The sequence below is a fragment of the Monashia sp. NPDC004114 genome (genome assembly GCF_053603855.1).
This window is the reverse complement of the sequence record NZ_JBSGGK010000004.1, coordinates 20,222-38,753: the sequence shown is the minus strand read 5'-3', so window position 1 is coordinate 38,753 and position 18,532 is coordinate 20,222. Positions and strand designations below refer to the sequence as shown.

Annotated in this window: 17 protein-coding genes; 15 read left to right on the top strand and 2 right to left on the bottom strand. The window is 69.0% G+C overall.

Annotation, left to right across the window (positions count from 1 at the left end):
- Positions 1-71 precede the first annotated feature (71 nt).
- Together ACWEOW_RS07065 and ACWEOW_RS07060 are read right to left on the bottom strand one after the other, a co-directional pair.
- Entirely contained in the window at positions 72-1,511 is a 1,440-nt protein-coding gene (locus ACWEOW_RS07065; RefSeq protein WP_452268469.1) for an aspartate aminotransferase family protein, read from the bottom strand.
- On the bottom strand, positions 1,508-2,011 hold the full coding sequence (locus ACWEOW_RS07060; protein ID WP_452268468.1) for an Lrp/AsnC family transcriptional regulator: 504 nt from the start codon (positions 2,009-2,011) through the stop codon (positions 1,508-1,510). Before ACWEOW_RS07060 ends, ACWEOW_RS07065 begins: the two co-directional genes overlap by 4 nt.
- A 113-nt stretch (positions 2,012-2,124) precedes the next feature.
- Here ACWEOW_RS07060 and ACWEOW_RS07055 point away from each other — a divergent pair, with 113 nt between their 5' ends.
- The 15 genes from ACWEOW_RS07055 to ispG all read left to right on the top strand — a co-directional run bounded on the left by ACWEOW_RS07055 (position 2,125) and on the right by ispG (position 18,528).
- A complete protein-coding gene (locus tag ACWEOW_RS07055; RefSeq protein ID WP_452268467.1) occupies positions 2,125-3,573 on the top strand; it encodes a gamma-aminobutyraldehyde dehydrogenase in 1,449 nt (482 codons plus the stop codon).
- Positions 3,574-3,655: 82 nt separating this feature from the next.
- Entirely contained in the window at positions 3,656-4,888 is a 1,233-nt protein-coding gene (locus ACWEOW_RS07050; protein ID WP_452268466.1) for a polyamine ABC transporter substrate-binding protein, read from the top strand.
- Positions 4,889-4,890: 2 nt separating this feature from the next.
- Entirely contained in the window at positions 4,891-6,009 is a 1,119-nt protein-coding gene (locus ACWEOW_RS07045; protein ID WP_452268465.1) for an ABC transporter ATP-binding protein, read from the top strand.
- Positions 6,002-6,940 carry an ABC transporter permease gene (locus ACWEOW_RS07040; protein WP_452268464.1) on the top strand — a complete coding sequence of 313 codons (939 nt, stop codon included), beginning with the start codon at positions 6,002-6,004 and terminating at the stop codon, positions 6,938-6,940. Before ACWEOW_RS07045 ends, ACWEOW_RS07040 begins: the two co-directional genes overlap by 8 nt.
- The gene (locus tag ACWEOW_RS07035) at positions 6,940-7,734 is read left to right on the top strand and encodes an ABC transporter permease (protein WP_452268463.1); all 795 of its coding nucleotides are present in this window, start codon (positions 6,940-6,942) and stop codon (positions 7,732-7,734) included. The genes ACWEOW_RS07040 and ACWEOW_RS07035 overlap by 1 nt, the downstream gene beginning before the upstream one ends.
- 6 nt (positions 7,735-7,740) lie before the next feature.
- Complete coding sequence (locus ACWEOW_RS07030; protein ID WP_452268462.1) at positions 7,741-8,991, top strand: saccharopine dehydrogenase family protein; 1,251 nt, start codon at positions 7,741-7,743, stop codon at positions 8,989-8,991.
- A gap of 108 nt (positions 8,992-9,099) precedes the next feature.
- Positions 9,100-10,569, top strand: coding sequence for an NAD-dependent succinate-semialdehyde dehydrogenase (locus ACWEOW_RS07025; protein WP_452268461.1), 1,470 nt, complete (start codon positions 9,100-9,102; stop codon positions 10,567-10,569).
- A 166-nt stretch (positions 10,570-10,735) separates the two neighbouring features.
- Positions 10,736-11,752, top strand: coding sequence for a DnaB-like helicase C-terminal domain-containing protein (locus ACWEOW_RS07020; RefSeq protein WP_452268460.1), 1,017 nt, complete (start codon positions 10,736-10,738; stop codon positions 11,750-11,752).
- A 10-nt stretch (positions 11,753-11,762) separates the two neighbouring features.
- Positions 11,763-13,013, top strand: a complete 1,251-nt coding sequence (locus ACWEOW_RS07015; RefSeq protein ID WP_452268459.1) for an SRPBCC family protein — start codon at positions 11,763-11,765, stop codon at positions 13,011-13,013.
- Positions 13,014-13,054: 41 nt separating this feature from the next.
- A complete protein-coding gene (locus ACWEOW_RS07010; RefSeq protein ID WP_452268458.1) occupies positions 13,055-13,381 on the top strand; it encodes an ArsR/SmtB family transcription factor in 327 nt (108 codons plus the stop codon).
- Positions 13,374-13,859 carry an SRPBCC domain-containing protein gene (locus ACWEOW_RS07005; RefSeq protein ID WP_452268457.1) on the top strand — a complete coding sequence of 162 codons (486 nt, stop codon included), beginning with the start codon at positions 13,374-13,376 and terminating at the stop codon, positions 13,857-13,859. Before ACWEOW_RS07010 ends, ACWEOW_RS07005 begins: the two co-directional genes overlap by 8 nt.
- An 82-nt stretch (positions 13,860-13,941) precedes the next feature.
- Positions 13,942-14,463, top strand: a complete 522-nt coding sequence (locus ACWEOW_RS07000; protein ID WP_452268456.1) for a pyridoxamine 5'-phosphate oxidase family protein — start codon at positions 13,942-13,944, stop codon at positions 14,461-14,463.
- Positions 14,464-14,488: 25 nt separating this feature from the next.
- Positions 14,489-15,703 carry a 1-deoxy-D-xylulose-5-phosphate reductoisomerase gene (gene dxr, locus ACWEOW_RS06995; RefSeq protein WP_452268455.1) on the top strand — a complete coding sequence of 405 codons (1,215 nt, stop codon included), beginning with the start codon at positions 14,489-14,491 and terminating at the stop codon, positions 15,701-15,703.
- Between the two features lie 120 nt (positions 15,704-15,823).
- Positions 15,824-17,170 carry a M50 family metallopeptidase gene (locus ACWEOW_RS06990; RefSeq protein WP_452268454.1) on the top strand — a complete coding sequence of 449 codons (1,347 nt, stop codon included), beginning with the start codon at positions 15,824-15,826 and terminating at the stop codon, positions 17,168-17,170.
- Between the two features lie 197 nt (positions 17,171-17,367).
- Complete coding sequence (gene ispG, locus ACWEOW_RS06985; RefSeq protein ID WP_452268453.1) at positions 17,368-18,528, top strand: flavodoxin-dependent (E)-4-hydroxy-3-methylbut-2-enyl-diphosphate synthase; 1,161 nt, start codon at positions 17,368-17,370, stop codon at positions 18,526-18,528.
- Positions 18,529-18,532 lie beyond the last annotated feature (4 nt).

Here is an 18,532-nt window from a genome sequence, read left to right as displayed (position 1 = left end):
GCGCACAGCATCGAAGCCACCCGCGGGCGGGTGGCTTCGATGCTTGAGAGGTGCGTCGAGTCGGCGCTGGCTCAGAGGTGGTTCTCGGCCTCCGTGAGCACCGAGCGCAGTCGGGACTCGATGTCGTCGAACTGCTCCTGGCCCATGATCAGTGGCGGAGCGAGCTGGACGACGGGGTCGCCGCGGTCGTCGGCCCGGCAGTAGAGGCCGGCGTCGAAGAGTGCCTTGGACAGGAAGCCGCGCAGCAGCCGCTCGGACTCGGCGTCGTTGAACGTCTCGCGCGTCTGCTTGTCCTTGACCAGCTCGATGCCGTAGAAGTACCCAGCCCCTCGGACATCACCGACGAGTGGCAGGTCGAGCAGCCGCTCGAGCGTCGCCCGGAAGGCCGGAGCGTTCTTCTTCACATGGTCGTTGAGGCCTTCGCGCTCGAAGATGTCGAGGTTGGCCAGCGCGACGGCGGCCGACACCGGGTGGCCGCCGAAGGTGTAGCCGTGCGGGAAGTAGCTCGTGCCGCTCTTGAACGGCTCGAACAGCCGGTCGCTGGCGATCATCGCGCCGATCGGGGAGTAGCCGCTCGTCATGCCCTTGGCGCAGGTGATCATGTCCGGCAGGTAGCCGAAGTCGTCGCACGCGAACATCGAGCCGATGCGGCCGAACGCGCAGATCACCTCGTCCGACACGAGCAGGACGTCGTACTCGTCGCAGATCTCGCGAACCCGCTCGAAGTAGCCGGCAGGCGGCGGGAAGCAGCCTCCGGAGTTCTGCACGGGCTCGAGGAAGACGGCCGCAACGGTGTCCGGACCCTCGAACTCGATCGCCTCGGCGATCCGGTCCGCGGCCCACTGGCCGAAGGCCTTCTCGTCGTCCCGCAGGTGCTCGGGCGCGCGGTAGTGGTTGGTGTTCGGCACCCGGAACGTGCCCGGCACGAGAGGCTCGAACATCTCCTTGGCCGCCGGGATGCCGGTGATCGACAGGGCGCCTTGCGGGGTCCCGTGGTAGGCGACCGCCCGCGAGATGACCTTGTGCTTGGTCGGCTTGCCGGTCAGCTTGAAGTACTGCTTGGCCAGCTTCCACGCCGTCTCCACGGCCTCGCCGCCGCCGGTGGTGAAGAAGACCCGGTTCAGGTCGCCGGGAGCGTGGCTCGCGAGGCGCTCGGCCAGCTCGATGGCCTTGGGGTGGGCATAGGACCACAAGGGGAAGAAGGCGAGCTCGCGCGCCTGCCTGGCCGCGGCCTCGGCGAGCTCGTCGCGCCCATGCCCGACCTGCACGACGAACAGGCCCGCGAGCCCGTCGATGTACTCGTTGCCCCGGTCGTCCCAGATCGTCCAGCCCTGGCCCTTGGTGATGATCGGCACAGAGTGGCCGAGGCCCCCGGCGTCCTTCTGCTCGAAGACCGAGTGGCGGGTGAAGTGCATCCACAGGTGGTCCCGTGCGGCGTCGGACAGGAGGGTGCCTGCCGGAGTGCGCTGGTCGGAGCTGGGCTCCCATACCTCGTTCGGGTTGATGCTCATCGAGTACCCCAGTTGTAGAGCTGTTTGTTGAGTTTCAGGTAGACGAACGTCTCGGTGGCCGACACCCCCGGGAGGGTGCGGATCCGCGTCGAGAGCAGCTCGAGGAGGTGGTCGTCGTCCTCGCAGACCACCTCGGCCAGCACGTCGAAGCTGCCGGCGGTCGTCACCACGTAGGAGACCTCGTCCATCTCCGTGAGCGCGTCGGCAACGGACGTCATGTCGCCGGAGACGCGCAGGCCGATCATCGCCTGGCGCTGGAATCCCACCTGGAGTGGGTCGGTCACGGCCACGATCTGCATGACGTCGGCGTCGAGCAGGCGCTGGACGCGCTGGCGTACGGCCGCCTCGGACAGCCCCACCTCGAGCGCGATCGAGGCGTACGACTTGCGGCCATCGTGCTGGAGCAGCTCGATGATCGTCTTGCTCACCTCGTCGAGGTTGACCGGGGGCCTCTTGGCGGCGCCGCCTCCGGTGCTGGCCACACCACGGATCGTCGTCATGGCCCGATAGTGACCTGTGGAACGCGACGTTGGCAAGTGCCTCGACAACTGATTCCGAAGTTTTATCTGGCCAACTCTTCACCATTGCGCAGGTCTCTGTTTAGAGTGCGGCCATGACTTCGCAGCCGCGTCAGCTTCGCAACTTCATCGGTGGTCAGTATGTCGACCCGGAGAGTGATGCGAGGACCGAGATCGTCAACCCCGCGACGGCACAGGTCGTCGCCACCGCTCCCCTCAGCACCCAGGCCGATGTCGACCGCGCGTATGCCGCTGCGTCCGCGGCCTTCGAGACATGGGGTGAGACGACCCCGAGCGAGCGGCAGGCCGCCCTGCTGAAGTTCGCCGACGCGGTCGAGGCCCGCGCCGACGACTTCGTCCGGCTCGAGGCCGAGAACACCGGCAAGCCGCACGCCCTCACGGCGAGCGAGGAGGTGCCGCCGATGCTCGACCAGCTCCGGTTCTTCGCCGGGGCTGCGCGGGTGCTCGAGGGCAAGTCGGCGGGCGAGTACATGAAGGGCCACACGAGCTTCATCCGTCGCGAGCCGATCGGCGTCGTCGGCCAGGTCACGCCGTGGAACTACCCGATGATGATGGCGATGTGGAAGATCGCCCCGGCCCTCGCCGCCGGGAACACGATCGTCCTCAAGCCGTCGGACACGACCCCCGAGACGACGCTGCTGCTCGCCGAGCTGGCGTCCGAGTTCCTGCCGGAGGGCACCTTCAACGTCGTCACCGGCGACCGTGACACCGGCCGGAGGGTCATCGAGCACGCGACCCCGTCGCTCGTCGCGATCACCGGCTCGGTCCGGGCGGGCATGCAGGTCGCCGAGAGCGCCTCGCACGACCTCAAGCGCGTCCACCTCGAGCTCGGCGGCAAGGCGCCGGTCGTCGTCTTCGACGACGCCGACCTCGAGGCGGCGGTGGAGGGCATCGCGGTCGCGGGCTACTTCAACGCCGGCCAGGACTGCACGGCCGCCACGCGCGTGCTCGCGGGCCCGCGCATCCACGACGACTTCGTCGACGCTCTGGCCCAGTACGCCAAGGGGTCGGCCAAGGTCGGTATGCCGGACGACCCGGACGCGCTGTTCGGCCCGGTCAACAACCCCAACCAGGTCGCGCACGTGTCCGGCATGATCGACCGCCTCCCCGACCACGCGCGGGTCGTCGCCGGCGGCCAGCGCGCCGACGGCCTCGGGGAGGGGTACTTCTTCGAGCCCACCGTGCTTGCCGGCCTGCGCCAGGCAGACGAGCAGATCCAGGCCGAGATCTTCGGCCCGGTCATCACGGTGCAGCAGTTCACCGACGAGGCCGAGGCGCTCGCCTGGGCCAACGGTGTGCAGTACGGCCTCGCGTCGAGCGTCTGGACCAAGGACTTCGGCCGGGCCATGCGAATGAGCCGCAAGCTCGACTTCGGGTGCGTCTGGATCAACACCCACATCCCGATCGTTGCCGAGATGCCGCACGGTGGCTTCAAGCACAGCGGCTACGGCAAGGACCTGTCTATGTACGGGCTCGAGGACTACACGCGCGTCAAGCACGTGATGGCGAACATCGAGTCCTGATCATCCTCTAGAACCACTCCCGTACCACCCCGGTCAGCTCAGCCCTCCGCGACCTGACCGACCAGCCCCCCACGGAGAAACCATGAACGAGCTCAACAACCCCCAGTTCCGCGCAGCGCTTGCGCGCGGACTCGTCTCCCGGCGCACCGCGATGATGGGTGCTGCCGGCGCCTCGGCGATCGCGTTCCTCGCGGCCTGTGGCTCGGCCGGACGCAACCCCTCCACCGGTGCCAGTGGCACGGGCGCTGCCAGCAAGACGGCTGCGGCCGCACAGGACCTGTCCGACAGCGAGAAGGTCATCAACTGGTCCAACTGGACCGAGTACATCGACGTCGACGACAAGACCAAGAAGCGACCGACCCTCGAGGCCTTCCAGAAGGCGACCGGCATCAAGGTCAACTACACCGAGGACTACCTCGACAACGACGAGTTCTACGCCAAGGTCCGGCCGCTGCTGGCGGACGGCAAGGACACCGGTCGCGATGTGTGGTGCAGCACCGACTGGATGGTCGCCCGGCTCATCCGCCAGGGCTACGTCCAGAAGCTCGACTACGCGAACATCCCCAACGCCGGCAACCTCGCGGATGCCCTGAAGAACGTCGAGTTCGACCCGGGCCGGCAGTACTCCCTGCCCTGGCAGAGCGGTTTCGCCGGTATCGGCTACAACCTCAAGGCCACCGGCGGCAAGAAGATCGAGACGATGACGCAGCTGCTCACCGACCCGTCCCTCAAGGGGAAGGTCACCCTGCTCACGGAGATGCGCGACACGGTCGGCCTCGTCATGATGGAGCAGGGCGTGGACATCTCGAAGTTCACCGACGCCCAGTTCCAGGCGGCTCTCGACGTGATCCAGCAGGCGAAGGACGCCGGCCAGATCAAGGGCTTCACCGGCAACGAGTACACCGACGGGCTCGCCAAGGGCGACATCGCCGCCTGCACCGCGTGGACCGGTGACGTCGTCCAGCTCCAGTTCGCGGACTCGAACATCCAGTACACGCTGCCCGCGAAGGGCTTCACGCTGTGGTCCGACAACTTCGTCATCCCGGCGCTCGCCCAGCACAAGAAGAACGCCGAGAAGCTCATCGACTACTACTACGACCCCAAGGTCATGGCTCAGGTCGAGGCGTGGGTGAACTACATCGCGCCGGTCAAGGGCACCAAGGAGGAGCTGGTCAAGATCGACAAGTCCCTCGCCGAGAACGAGCTCATCGTCCCGCCGCCGGACGTGCTGGCCCGGGCCCAGGTGTTCCGCGGGCTGACGCCCGCAGAAGAGACGAAGTACTCCAAGGCGTACGCCTCGATCACCGCGGGCTGACCATGAGCACCGAGAAGGGCGACCTCAACCTGGTCGCACTGACGAAGTCGTTCGGCACGTTCACCGCGGTCCAGACGCTCGACCTCTCCATCGAGGCGGGGTCGTTCTTCGCCCTGCTGGGTCCGTCCGGCTGCGGCAAGACGACGACGCTGCGGATGATCGCCGGTCTCGAGGCTCCGACCTCGGGCCGGATCCTCATCGGCGACCAGGACATCACCGACACCAAGGCCTACCAGCGCAACGTCAACACGGTGTTCCAGTCGTATGCGCTCTTCCCGCACATGACAGTGATCGACAACGTCATGTTCGGCCTCAAGCGCAAGGGCGACAAGGACGCCAAGCGCAAGGCGCAGGAGGCGCTCGAGCTCGTCCAGCTGGCCCAGGTGGCGACCAAGCGGCCGACCCAGCTGTCGGGAGGCATGCAGCAGCGCGTGGCGCTGGCGCGCGCCTTGGTCAACCGCCCCGATGTCCTGCTGCTCGACGAGCCGCTGGGCGCCCTCGACCTCAAGCTGCGCCGGCAGATGCAGATCGAGCTCAAGCGGATCCAGCAGGAGGTCGGGCTGACGTTCATCCACGTCACCCACGACCAGGAGGAGGCCATGACGATGGCCGACCGCATCGCCGTGATGAACGCCGGCCGGATGGAGCAGCTCGGCGACCCGGCCACGCTCTACGAACAGCCGCAGTCGACGTTCGTCGCGAACTTCCTCGGCCAGTCCAACCTGCTTCGGGCCTCGCTTCTCGGGAGCACCGCGGCCGACGGCATCGTCCGAGTGCGCAGCCACGACACCGAGCTCGAGGTCTCGCGCGAGCATCTGCCGGCCGGTTCGAGCGACGTGTGGCTCGGCGTCCGCCCGGAGAAGCTGCGGCTCGGCGAAGACGGGGGGCCCAACCGGCTGCGCGGCACGGTGCGCGACGTGTCCTTCACCGGTGTCGCGACGCAGTACATCGTCGAGATGCCGTGGGACCAGGAGCTCACCGTGGTCCAGCAGAACGACGGCACGGCGAGGGCCCGCCTCGGCGAGAACGTCACTGTCTCGTGGGCCGCCGAGCACGGGTTCGCCCTCGACGCGTCCCAGGACGCCGAGGCCGGTGCTGAGCTCGAGGACGAACGTGTCTGAGTCCGCGGTCCTGCCGAGCGCCACCTCCCGCGCTCCGCAGACACCCCCGACGTTGGAGGAGCCGCGCAAGCGGCGCAACTGGGTGCCGTACGCTCTGCTGCTGCCGGGCGTGCTGTGGCTCGTGGTGTTCTTCGTCCTGCCGATGATCGCGCTCGGGTCGCAGTCCCTGCAGGAGGGCAACGTCGACGACGGGTACGTCTTCACCGGCAACGTCAGCATCTACGTGACCGCGTTCCAGGAGTACTGGCCGCAGATGCTGCGTTCGCTGGTGTACGCCGGGGCCGCGACGCTGTTGGCCCTGCTGCTCGGCTACCCGCTCGCGTACTTCATCGCCCAGAAGGCGGGTCGCTTCAAGAATGTCGTGCTCGTGCTTGTCATCGCGCCGTTCTTCACGAGCTTCCTGATCCGCACGCTGGCCTGGCGCACCATCCTCTCTGACGACGGGTTCGTCACGACGTGGGCGCGCAAGCTGCACATCACCGACCTGCTGCAGGCGGTGGGCCTGACCAACAACGACTCGCTGCTGTTCTCGCAGTTCGCCGTGATCATGGGCCTGACCTACAACTTCCTGCCGTTCATGATCCTGCCCCTCTACACCTCGCTCGAGCGGCTGGACCCGCGGCTGCTCGAGGCGGCCAACGACCTGTATGCAACGCCGTTCCAGACGTTCCGCAAGGTCACCTGGCCGCTGTCACTGCCCGGCGTCGTCGCGGGCACGCTGCTGACCTTCATCCCCGCGGCCGGTGACTTCATCAACGCCCGCCTGCTCGGCAACACGCAGACCACGATGCTCGGGACGGTCATCGACGCGCAGTTCCTGCGGGTGCTCGACTACCCGCTCGCTGCGGCGCTGTCCTTCATCATGCTGATCACGATCGTGACCATGGTGGCGCTCTACGTCCGCAGGGCCGGAACGGAGGAGCTCCTGTGATGGCCTGGATCAGACGGCACCTCATCGCCTTCGCGGGCATCGCCGTGCTCGTCTACATGCTCGTGCCCAACATCGTCGTGGCGATCTTCTCGTTCAACGAACCGAAGGGGAAGTTCAACTACACGTTCAACCAGTTCTCGACGGCCGCCTGGACCAGCCCGTGCGGGTCGCAGGGCATCTGCGAGTCGCTCGGCCTCAGTCTGCAGATCGGGATCACGGCCTCGATCGTCGCGACGATCCTCGGCACGATGATCGCGTTCGCTCTCGGGCGCTACCGGTTCCGTGGGCGCTCGGCCACGAACCTGCTGATCTTCATGCCGATGGCCACCCCTGAGGTCGTCATGGGCTCGAGCCTGCTGACGCTGTTCCTCGCGATGGGCGTGCCCTCCGGCCAGGGCGCCATCCTCATCGCGCACATCATGTTCTGCGTGTCGTTCGTCGTGGTCGCGGTCAAGGCCCGTGTCGCGACCCTGGACCCGAAGCTCGAGGAGGCCGCGGCCGACCTGGGAGCGAACCCGACCCAGACGTTCCTGCGGGTCACGCTGCCGCTCGCGGCTCCCGGCATCGCGGCAGGAGCCCTGCTCGCCTTCTCGCTCAGCTTCGACGACTACATCATCACGAACTTCAACGCGAGCCCGAGCTCGATCACCTTCCCGATGTTCGTCTGGGGCGCCACCGCCCGTGGCGTGCCGGTCCAGGTCTACGTCATCGGCACCATCATGTTCCTGCTCGCACTGCTGTTCGTCATCACCGGCCAGGTCATCGGCAAACGGCGCAACCGTCAGGTGGTCTGAAAGCCCATGCGTGTTCTCATGATCGGCTCGGGCGGCGTCGGCGACGCCGCCGCCCGGATCGCCGCCGAGCGGGACTTCTTCGACGCGTGGGTCGTCGCCGACTACGACCTGGCACGTGCCGAGCGCACGGTCGCAGCGGTCACCCACCGGCATACCGGCTCGGGTGACCGCTTCGTCGCCGCGCAGGTCGACGCCTCCTCTGCCGAGGCCGTCACGGCGCTGGCGCGCGAACACGGCGCCACGCACGTCTTCAACGCCGTCGACCCGAAGTTCAACATGCCGATCTTCAACGGTGCCAAGGCAGCCGGGGCCGACTACCTTGACATGGCGATGAGCCTCTCTCAGCGTCACCCGGAGCAGCCGTTCGAGAAGGTCGGCGTCATGCTCGGCGACGAGCAGTTCGCGCAGGCGGACGAGTGGGTGGCAGAGGGTCGCCTCGCGCTGGTCGGCATGGGCGTCGAGCCCGGCCTGTCGGACGTGTTCGCCAGGTATGCCGCCGACCACCTCTTCGACGAGATCGACGAGCTGGGCACGCGGGACGGCGCCAACCTCGTGGTCCGCGACGACGACGGCAACGAGGTCTTCGCGCCGAGCTTCTCGATGTGGACGACGATCGAGGAGTGCCTCAACCCGCCGGTCGTGTGGGAGAAGGAGCGGGGCTGGTTCACGACAGCGCCGTTCAGCGAGCCTGAGGTGTTCGAGTTCCCCGCGGGCATCGGCCCGGTCGAGTGCGTCAACGTCGAGCACGAGGAGGTCCTCCTCATGCCGCGCTGGGTCGACGCCAGGCGGGTGACGTTCAAGTACGGCCTCGGAGACGAGTTCATCACCATCCTCAAGGTCCTCAACACCCTCGGGCTCGACCGGACCGAACCGGTCTCCGTCAAGGGCGTCAGCGTCTCGCCGCGCGACGTCGTGGCGGCCGTGCTGCCCGACCCCGCCACGATCGGCCCCCGCATGACCGGCAAGACCTGCGCCGGCCTCTATGTCACCGGCACCGGCACCGATGGCAAGCCGCGGCGCACGTACCTCTACCACGTCGTCGACAACGCCTGGTCGATGGAGGCCTACGGCGCCCAGTGCGTCGTCTGGCAGACCGCGGTGAATCCGGTCGTCGCCCTCGAGCTGCTCGCCCGCGGGACCTGGAAGGCCAGCGGCGTGCTCGGGCCCGAGGCCTTCGACGCCGTGCCGTTCCTCGACCTGCTCGCCGCACCCAAGCCCGAGGGCTATGGGTCGAGCTGGGGCATCGAGGACCGTTGAGACTTCGCGACTCGAGGCGGGACGCGCCGGGGGGCCGCCGCCACCGCCTCGGGTCGCGGACCACATCCGCCACAGCCCGGGTCACCTCCGAGAGTTAGGGTCGAAGACATGGCAGCCGTGACAGAGAAGTCAGTGATCGAGTCCGTGCCCAAGGGCCTGCTCATCGGTGGGTCGTGGCGCGACGGCAGCGCCGGCGAGACGATCGCCGTCGACGACCCCGCGACCGGCGAGATCCTCACGCACGTCGCGGCGGCCACCGTCGAGGACGGCCGGGCCGCGCTCGACGCCGCAGTTGCGGCGCAGGCGGACTGGGCCAGAACGCCACCGCGCGACCGCGGGGAGCTGTTGCGAGCGGCATACGAGAAGATCACCGAGCGAGCCGACGAGCTGGCCATGCTGATGACCCTCGAGATGGGCAAGACCCTCGCCGAGAGCAAGGGCGAGGTGGCCTACGGCGCCGAGTTCTTCCGATGGTTCTCCGAGGAGGCCGTGCGGATCCACGGCCGCTGGTCCACCGCCCCCAACGGGGCCACCCGACTGCTCACGATGAAGCAGCCCGTCGGTCCGACGCTGATGATCACGCCGTGGAACTTCCCGCTCGCGATGGGCACCCGCAAGATCGGCCCCGCCATCGCGGCCGGCTGCACGATGGTCGTCAAGCCGGCGAGCCAGACCCCGCTGACGATGCTCGCCCTCGCCGAGCTGCTGCGCGAGTGCGGGCTGCCCGATGGCGTGCTCAACGTCGTGATGACCAGCCACGACCAGACGGGTGCGGTCATGGAGCCGCTCATCCGCGACCCGCGCCTGCGCAAGCTGACCTTCACGGGCTCGACGCCGGTCGGCCGCAAGCTCATGGAGCAGGCCTCCGAAGGCATCCTGCGCGTGTCGATGGAGCTCGGCGGCAACGCGCCGTTCCTCGTCTTCGAGGACGCCGACCTCGACCGGGCGGTCGACGGCGCCATGCTTGCGAAGATGCGCAACATGGGGGAGGCGTGCACCGCCGCCAACCGCTTCTACGTCCACGAGTCCGTGGCCGACGAGTTCTCCGAACGGCTGGCCAAGCGCATGGGTGCGCTCTCGCTCGGCCGCGGCACCGAGCAGGGTGTCGACGTCGGCCCGCTCGTCGACGAGAAGGCTCGCGACAAGGTCAGCGCGCTCGTCGAGGACGCGGTCGCCAAGGGCGCCCGGGTGCTCGTCGGCGGCTCGGCGCCGAGCGGGGCGGGCTGGTTCTACGAGCCGACCGTCCTCGCCGACGTGCCCCAGGACGCGGACCTGGCGCGTGAGGAGATCTTCGGCCCGGTCGCCCCCGTGACGACGTTCAGCTCCGACGCCGAGGCGGTCCGGCTGGCCAACGACACCGAATACGGCCTGGTCGCATACCTTTTCACCCGCGACGTGTCCCGCGCGATCACCACGAGCGAGGCGCTGGAGTACGGCATGGTCGGCGTCAACCAGGGCATCGTCTCCAACCCGGCGGCGCCGTTCGGCGGGGTGAAGGCCTCAGGGGTCGGGCGCGAGGGCGGCTTCGAAGGGATCGACGAGTACCTCGAGACGAAGTACGTCGGCCTCGCGCTCTGATCGTGTTGGCGTTATCCACCCCGAGGGGCACCGACACGATCACCGTCACCGGCCGGAGCGCCTCCTTGACCCACACGTCGACCTTCTCCTTGACCGTCCGCTGACGACCGGTCCGGATGTCGACAAAAACGTCACGAATGCCATCGTGGCGTGATCCAATCTGCCCATGGTGACACCCGCAGGACACCGCGACACCGGGCCGCTGCAGTCTCTCGACGCGCTGCTCAGCGAGACCGACGACGTGCTGAGGCGGGGTGCTCCCGCGGGCGCAACGGTCTGGCCCTCGGGCTTCCCGGCCCTCGACGATGCCCTCACCGGAGGCTTCCGGTCCGGTGAGCTCGTGCTGCTCGGCGGCCCGGCCGGCCACGGCAAGACGACGATCGGGCTCCAGTTCGCGCGGAACGCGGTGGCCGCAGGCGGCACCGCGCTCGTCTTCTCCTACGAGCACGAGAGTCACACGCTGCTCGAGCGCCTCATCTCGATGGAGGCCGCCGAGGCCGACCCTGGCGAGGTCGCCGGTGTGCTCGATGTGCGCCGAGCGCTGGAGCAGGGCTCGGGGGGCGCCTCCCTCGAGTCCGTCCTCGGCGGCCTCGTCGGCGGAGCGCGCGCGTATGCCGCCCTGGTCGGCTACGGCGACCGCCTGCAGATCCACGAGTCCTCCGGCGCGACGACGACGCTCGAGGAGGTCGAGGGCACGATCAACCGGGTCACCGAGCAGACCGGCAAGGCCCCGCTCGTCCTGCTCGACTACATCCAGAAGCTCCCCGTCGACCGACCCGACGAGGACGAGCGGATCACCGCTGCGGCTGAGGGCCTCAAGGACCTCGCGCTCGCTGCGCGGGTGCCGGTCGTCGCCATCTCGGCGGCGGAGAAGGACGCCCTGGTGTCCGGCCACCGGATGCGCACCCACGATCTGCGTGGCTCGTCCGCGCTGGCCTTCGAGGCAGACGTCGTCATGATCGTCAACGACAAGGTCGACGTCGTCTCGCGTGAGCACCTCGTCTACAACCTGGGCAACATCCAGCGGTTCCGCGCGTGGTCGGTCCTCAGCCTCGAGAAGAACCGCCACGGCAAGGCGCACGTCGAGCTCGAGTTCGCCAAGGACTTCGAGCACGGCAGGTTCCACACCGACGGCCGCGAGGTCAACGAGCGCCTCATCGACGAGCGCGTCTTCGTCTCCTGAGACCGCTCCGATGAGCTTCCTGCGAGGCCTCCTCGGAGGCTCGGCTCATCGGCGGCCGGACCTGGCAGCGGTGCCGGTCCGGGAGGTGGGCCACCGGGTGTTCGTGGAGCGCCCGCCGGACGTGGTGTGGGCCCACCTCGTCTCACCGCCCGAGGGCGGCGAGCTCGGCGTCGGCTGCGTCCGGGTGCTCGCGCTGCCACGGCACGACACCGGGTCGCTGCCCGAGTTCGCCTCGGTGTGGCGCCGGCCCAACGGCCGCCTCTGGGCAGGGCTGTCGACCGTCGTGGCCCTCGAGACGGGCAGACGGGTCGTGGCGAGAGCCGCGGGCGGCATCGCGTCGCTCGACCTCGTGACGACGCTGGAGCCGATGGACGAGGGCTGCGTGGTGTCGCAGCACCTCGACGGGGTTTCTGCGAGTGACCCTGCAGCGGCGTTCGCCACCGGGTGGGTCGAACGGGCCCTGCTGGGGCTCAAGGCCGACCTCGAAGGTGGCCGGCGGCCTACCGGTGGGGATGAGGATGCGCAAGGGCGGGTCGAGCGCGAGTCGCTCGCCGGGTTCGGGCCTGTGCTGGGCCAGCCGGGAGTCGCACCGGTGTCGGTGCGGGCCTCGATTGACGTGGCGGTCCCGCCGGAACGGCTGTGGACGCTGCTCACCGCGCCGACATCCGAGCAGCTGCTCAAGCCGACCGTGGAGCGCCTCGTGGCCGTCGAGCTCGCGGACGAGCCGGGCCTCGAGCACGTGCTCGCGCTCCACCGACGCGATGACGGCCGCCCGGCGGTGTCGGTGTCACGGGTTGTCGAGGCGTCGGAGCCGAGCCGGATCGTCGAACGCGACCTCACGTCGCCGCTCGAGAGCGACGTGGAGACGACGATCACGGCCACGGCCGAGGGCAGTGTGCTCACCGAGGTGCTGACGGCCTGGCTGCCGTCCGGGCCGGGCAGGGTTGTCGACGGGTCCGAGATCGCGGCGCTCATGCGCACCCGGCTCGAGGTCGTCAAGCACCTGGCCGAGCACGGTGTCGAGCGCCAGCGCGATCCGCGCACGGGGTTCCTCCCGCCGGGGCAGCCGCCGCCGGCGGACCAACAGGCGCCGGATCCGATGCTGACCGGGCTGCCGAGTCGTCCGTCGGTCCCGTCGAGCGTCCTGCTGCCGCCGCCCCACGTCGTGGCGCCGGCAGCCGGGTACATGCCCCGCCACGACTGGTGGTGGTGGAGCGACTACGCCCTCTTCTTCGGGCCAAGTGACGTCGCGTCGTGGTGACCGCATTGACATGTGACTAAATGGTCACCTATTGTCGAGGGGTGTCAGACGACGACGCCGTCTTCAAGGCCCTCGCCGACCCGACCCGCAGGTTCCTGCTCGACCGGCTCTTCGAGCGTGACGGCCGCACGCTCGGAGACCTCGAGTCCGAGCTGGACATGACTCGCTTCGGGGTCATGAAGCACCTGAAGGTCCTCGAGGAGGCGGGCCTGGTGACGGCGGTCCGGGCCGGGCGCGAGAAACACCACTTCCTCAACCCTGTGCCCATCCGCCTGATCCACGACCGGTGGATCAGCAAGTACGCCGAACCTCACGTGTCGGCACTCGCCGACCTCAAGTCTGCTCTCGAGGAGCACGACCATGACTGAGTCATCACTGTCACCCGTCTCAACCGTCCAGGCACCGGCCGCCGAGACCGCCGTTCCCGCGCAGGTGTTCCACATCTTCATCAAGGCCACCCCGGAGGCGATCTGGGAGGCGATCACCTCGCCCGAGTGGAGCGAGCGGTACTTCTACGGCGCCCGCATCACCGTCACCCCCGACGCCTACACCTCGCTCGGGCCGGACGGGACGAACTGGGGCGACAGCCGGACCATCGAGTTCGACCCGCCCCGGCGGCTCGTGCACGGCTGGCGGTCGCTGTACGACCCCGAGCTCGCCGCCGAGCCGGAGAGCCGCGTCACCTGGGAGATCACGCCCGGCGAGGACGGCGTCTGCCTGCTCACCGTGACCCATGACCACCTGGACGGCGCCGCCGGCACGGCACGCAGTGTCGCCGGTCCCGGCTGGATGCGGGTCCTCTCCGGCCTCAAGACCCTGCTCGAGACGGGGGCGCCGCTGTCCTGACCGGCAACCCGCTGCTGGTGTCGCTGTCGGTGTCGCCGTCGGTGTCGCTGCCGGTGTCGGCGCGCGGGTCTACCGTCAGAGGATGCTGGAGACATCTGACGAGATCGACGCCCTGCAAGGGCTGCTCGACGCCTCGCTCGCCACGGCGACGGGGCACCTGCGCTCCATCATCACGGACGAGCGCACGCTGTCCGCGGAGCAGCTCGTGGCGTTGCTGACGGGGATGAAGGTGCTCGCCGTCGCGACCGTGACGCAGGCGGGCGAGCCGCGGATCAGCGCCCTCGACGGCCACTTCCTCCACGGCACCTGGACCTTCAGCACCGCCGGCGGCGCCGCCAAGGCCAAGCACCTCGCGCGGAGCCCGGCGGTGTCCGTGGCCCACATCGACGGGGAGGAGCTCGCCCTCTTCACCCATGGGTACGCCGAGCTGATGCCGCCCGGCCCCGAGCGCGACGAGGTCGACGCCCACTGGACGGCTCACTACGGCAGCAGCCCGTGGTCGTGGGCCGACGACATCCGGATGTACCGCCTGCGGATGACCTGGGCCGTGGCCTACGCCTTCAAGCGCGACGAGCTGCTTCGTTCGAGGCACGTCACGGCCTGAGCGGCAGGTGCGGAACAATGCCGGGGTGACTCCAGCAGCCTCGGCGCCGTCCGCACAGCGTCCCCGACGCGTCATCCTGCTCGGCTCCACCGGGTCGATCGGCACGCAGGCGATCGACCTCGTGCGGCGTAACCCCGACCGGTTCGAGGTGGTCGGACTCTCTGCCGGGTCCAACCTTGCCCTCGTGGCGGAGCAGGCGGTCGCGCTGCAGGTGCCGGTCGTGGCTGCTGCCGCCGCCGGTGAGCGCGAGCTGGCCGACGCGATCGGCAAGGCGGCCGACCAGGCCGGCGTGACGGCATACGACCCGGAGCTGCTCACGGGCGCCGACGCCAGCACGACGCTGGCCGCCCGCCCCGCCGACGTCGTCGTCAACGGCATCACCGGCGCCATCGGGCTGGAACCGACGCTGGCCGCTCTGCGTGCGGGCACGACGCTCGCCCTGGCCAACAAGGAGTCGCTCATCATCGGCGGCCCGCTCGTCAAGGCCGTCGCCCGGCCGGGCCAGATCGTGCCGGTCGACTCGGAGCACAGCGCGATCGCGCAGTGCCTGCGCGGCGGGCGCGCCGACGAGGTGCGGCGGCTCGTCGTGACCGCGAGCGGCGGCCCGTTCCGGGGCCGGAGCCGCTCCGAGCTCGCAGATGTCACGCCCGCGCAGGCCCTCGCCCACCCGAACTTCGCGATGGGCCGCGTCATCACGACGAACTCCGCGACCCTCGTCAACAAGGGGCTCGAGGTGATCGAGGCCCACCTGCTGTTCGACATCCCCTTCGACCGGATCGAGGTCGTCGTCCACCCGCAGCAGATGATCCACTCGATGGTCGAGTTCGTCGACGGCTCGACCATCGCGCAGGCGGGCCCGCCGCGGATGCTCGTGCCTATCGCCCTCGGCATGTCGTGGCCCGAGCGCATCCCCGACGCCGACGTCCCGTGCGACTGGACGCGCGCCCAGTCGTGGGAGTTCGAGCCGCTCGACGACGAGGCGTTCCCCGCGGTCGCCCTCGCTCGCCGCGTCGGCGAGGCCGGTGGCACCTGGCCCGCGGTCTACAACGCCGCCAACGAGGTGTCTGTCGACGCCTTCCACGATGGCCGGATCGGCTTCGTGGACATCGTCGACACCGTCGCTGCGGTGGTGGAGTCGTATGCCGCCGAGTCCCTTTCGCAGGTCACCGACCTCTCGCTCGACGACGTCCTGGCCGCTGACGCGTGGGCCCGCTCCGCCGCGGCGACCACTCTCACCTGACCCCGAAACCCGGGTCGATGTACCCACGCGCACTATCCAGCGCGCTGGTACATCGACCCGGAGTCGGACGGCGAGCGGGGATGGGGCCGAGCACATGGGTGCGGATGTGACAATGAGGGTGTGCTGTTCGTCCTAGGTGTCCTCGTGATCGTCGTCGGTGTGGCGATGTCCATCGCGCTGCACGAGATCGGCCACCTCGTGCCGGCCAAGAAGTTCGGCGTCAAGGTCACCCAGTACATGGTCGGCTTCGGCCCGACCGTGTGGTCCCGCAAGCGCGGCGAGACCGAGTACGGCATCAAGGCCATCCCGCTCGGCGGATACGTCCGGATGATCGGCATGCTCCCGCCGCGGCCCGGGGACGAGCCGGGCAAGCTGCGCACCCTGTCGACCGGACGGTTCAGCCAGATGGTCGACCAGGCCCGGGCCGACTCGATGGAAGAGGTGCAGCCGGGCGACGAGGACCGTGTCTTCTACAAGCTGAGTCCCGGCAAGAAGATCATCATCATGCTCGGCGGACCGGTGATGAACCTCATCATCGCGTTCGTCCTGCTCACTGGCGTCATCACGCTCTACGGTCTCCCGCAGGTGGCCCCCAAGGTGGGTGCGCTCTCGACCTGCGTGCCCTCAGCGGTCCCCACCGTGCAGGTGCCCCAGCCGAAGTGCACGGCCGGTGACCCCGTAGCCCCGGCCGTGGCTGCCGGCCTCAAGGACGGCGACCGGGTCACGGCGATCAACGGCAAGCCCGTCACCTCGTGGACCGGGGTGTCCACCGCGATCCGCGACGGCAAAGGCCAGCCGATGACCTGGCAGGTGCAGCGCGGCAACGGACAGGTCGACCTCACCATCACTCCAGCAGTCCTCGAGCGGGCGACCTACGACGACCAGGGCAACCTCGTCGTCAAGGACGGCAAGCCGGTGCTCGCATCCATGGGCTTCGCCGGCATCACCCCCGGTCAGGAGCTCGTCAAGACTCCGCTGCTCCAGGCGCCAGCCTTCGTGTGGGACCGGACCGTCGACACCGCCTCGATCATCGTCAAGATCCCGCAGAAGATGGCCGGCGTCATGCAGGCCGCCTTCGGCTCGGGAGAGCGCGACCCGAACGGCCCGATCTCCGTGGTCGGGGTCGGCCGGATCGGCGGCGAGGTCGCCGCGCTCGACATCCCGGCCGACGAAGGCGGCAACTGGGTGAAGCTCGCGCAGCTCATCCTGCTCATCGCCTCGCTCAACCTCGCGCTGTTCGTCTTCAACCTCATCCCGCTGCTGCCCCTCGACGGCGGCCACATCGCCGGGGCGATCTGGGAGGCGATCAAGAAGGGCTGGGCGCGGTGGCGCGGCCGCCCCGACCCGGGGTTCGTCGACGTGGCCAAGGGCCTGCCGATCGCGTACGGCATGTCGATCGTGCTCATCACGATGTCGGTCCTGCTCATCTACGCGGACATCGTCAAGCCCATCAGCATCTTCGGCTGAGTTGTTGGCGCCTCGCTCCGCTGCGGCGCGTGCCGCGGCGCCTCGTGGGCGTTGCCTTCCTCCGCTCCGCTCGCTCGATCTTCGCTCGCTGCGCTGCGTCCTGGCAACGCCGGCGCCGCGGCTGAACCTCCGGCGGCGAGCACCAGCCCGACGCCCTCGAGGCGGGGCCGCACTACGGTCCGCGACATAATGGCGCCATGAGCGTTTCCCTCGGTATGCCGTCCGCACCCCCGCCGGTCCTCGCGCCTCGGCGCAAGACCCGCCAGATCATGGTCGGCAAGGTCGGGGTGGGCAGCGACTACCCGGTGTCCGTGCAGTCGATGACCACGACTCCGACGACCGACATCAACGCGACCCTGCAGCAGATCGCCGAGCTCACCGCGGCGGGCTGTGACATCGTGCGGGTCGCGTGCCCGAGCCAGGACGATGCGGACGCCCTGCCTGCGATCGCGCGCAAGAGCCAGATCCCGGTCATCGCCGATATCCACTTCCAGCCCAAGTACGTCTTCGCCGCGATCGACGCCGGCTGCGCGGCGGTGCGCGTCAACCCAGGCAACATCCGCCAGTTCGACGACAAGGTCAAGGAGATCGCGGACGCAGCCAAGGCAGCGGGCGTCTCGATCCGCATCGGGGTCAACGCGGGGTCCCTCGACAGGCGACTGCTCGAGAAGTACGGCAAGCCCACGCCGGAGGCCCTGGTCGAGTCCGCGGTGTGGGAGGCGGGCCTCTTCGAGGAGCACGACTTCCACGACTTCAAGATCTCGGTCAAGCACAACGACCCGGTCGTCATGGTGCGCGCCTACGAGCTGCTCGCCGAGCGTGGCGACTGGCCCCTGCACCTCGGCGTCACCGAGGCCGGCCCGGCTTTCCAGGGCACGATCAAGTCGGCGACGGCGTTCGGGGCGCTGCTGTCCAAGGGGATCGGTGACACCATCCGCGTGTCGCTGTCGGCCCCACCGGTGGAGGAGGTCAAGGTCGGCAACCAGATCCTGCAGAGCCTCAACCTCAGGCCTCGCAAGCTCGAGATCGTGTCGTGCCCGTCGTGCGGTCGTGCCCAGGTCGATGTCTACACGCTCGCCGACCAGGTGACGGCCGGGCTCGAGGGCATGACCGTCCCGCTCCGGGTCGCGGTCATGGGGTGCGTCGTCAACGGCCCGGGCGAGGCCCGCGAGGCGGACCTCGGCGTGGCCTCGGGCAACGGCAAGGGCCAGATCTTCGTCAAGGGCGAGGTCATCAAGACGGTCCCGGAGAGCCAGATCGTCGAGACGCTCATCGAGGAGGCGATGCGCATCGCCGAGGAGATGGGTGAGCCGGTCGACGACGAGTCCGCGGGCTCGCCCTCGGTCACCGTCGGCTGACGAC

Coding starts and splice junctions, on each gene's coding strand:
- ACWEOW_RS07025 (WP_452268461.1), top strand. CDS start 9,100: ATGGCAGCCGTGACAGAGAAGTCAGTGATCGAGTCCGTGCCCAAGGGC.
- ACWEOW_RS07015 (WP_452268459.1), top strand. CDS start 11,763: ATGAGCTTCCTGCGAGGCCTCCTCGGAGGCTCGGCTCATCGGCGGCCG.
- ACWEOW_RS07030 (WP_452268462.1), top strand. CDS start 7,741: ATGCGTGTTCTCATGATCGGCTCGGGCGGCGTCGGCGACGCCGCCGCC.
- ACWEOW_RS07050 (WP_452268466.1), top strand. CDS start 3,656: ATGAACGAGCTCAACAACCCCCAGTTCCGCGCAGCGCTTGCGCGCGGA.
- ACWEOW_RS07000 (WP_452268456.1), top strand. CDS start 13,942: ATGCTGGAGACATCTGACGAGATCGACGCCCTGCAAGGGCTGCTCGAC.
- ACWEOW_RS07045 (WP_452268465.1), top strand. CDS start 4,891: ATGAGCACCGAGAAGGGCGACCTCAACCTGGTCGCACTGACGAAGTCG.
- ACWEOW_RS07020 (WP_452268460.1), top strand. CDS start 10,736: ATGGTGACACCCGCAGGACACCGCGACACCGGGCCGCTGCAGTCTCTC.
- ispG (WP_452268453.1), top strand. CDS start 17,368: ATGAGCGTTTCCCTCGGTATGCCGTCCGCACCCCCGCCGGTCCTCGCG.
- ACWEOW_RS07035 (WP_452268463.1), top strand. CDS start 6,940: ATGGCCTGGATCAGACGGCACCTCATCGCCTTCGCGGGCATCGCCGTG.
- ACWEOW_RS07060 (WP_452268468.1), bottom strand. CDS start 2,011: ATGACGACGATCCGTGGTGTGGCCAGCACCGGAGGCGGCGCCGCCAAG.
- ACWEOW_RS07055 (WP_452268467.1), top strand. CDS start 2,125: ATGACTTCGCAGCCGCGTCAGCTTCGCAACTTCATCGGTGGTCAGTAT.
- ACWEOW_RS07065 (WP_452268469.1), bottom strand. CDS start 1,511: ATGAGCATCAACCCGAACGAGGTATGGGAGCCCAGCTCCGACCAGCGC.
- ACWEOW_RS07005 (WP_452268457.1), top strand. CDS start 13,374: ATGACTGAGTCATCACTGTCACCCGTCTCAACCGTCCAGGCACCGGCC.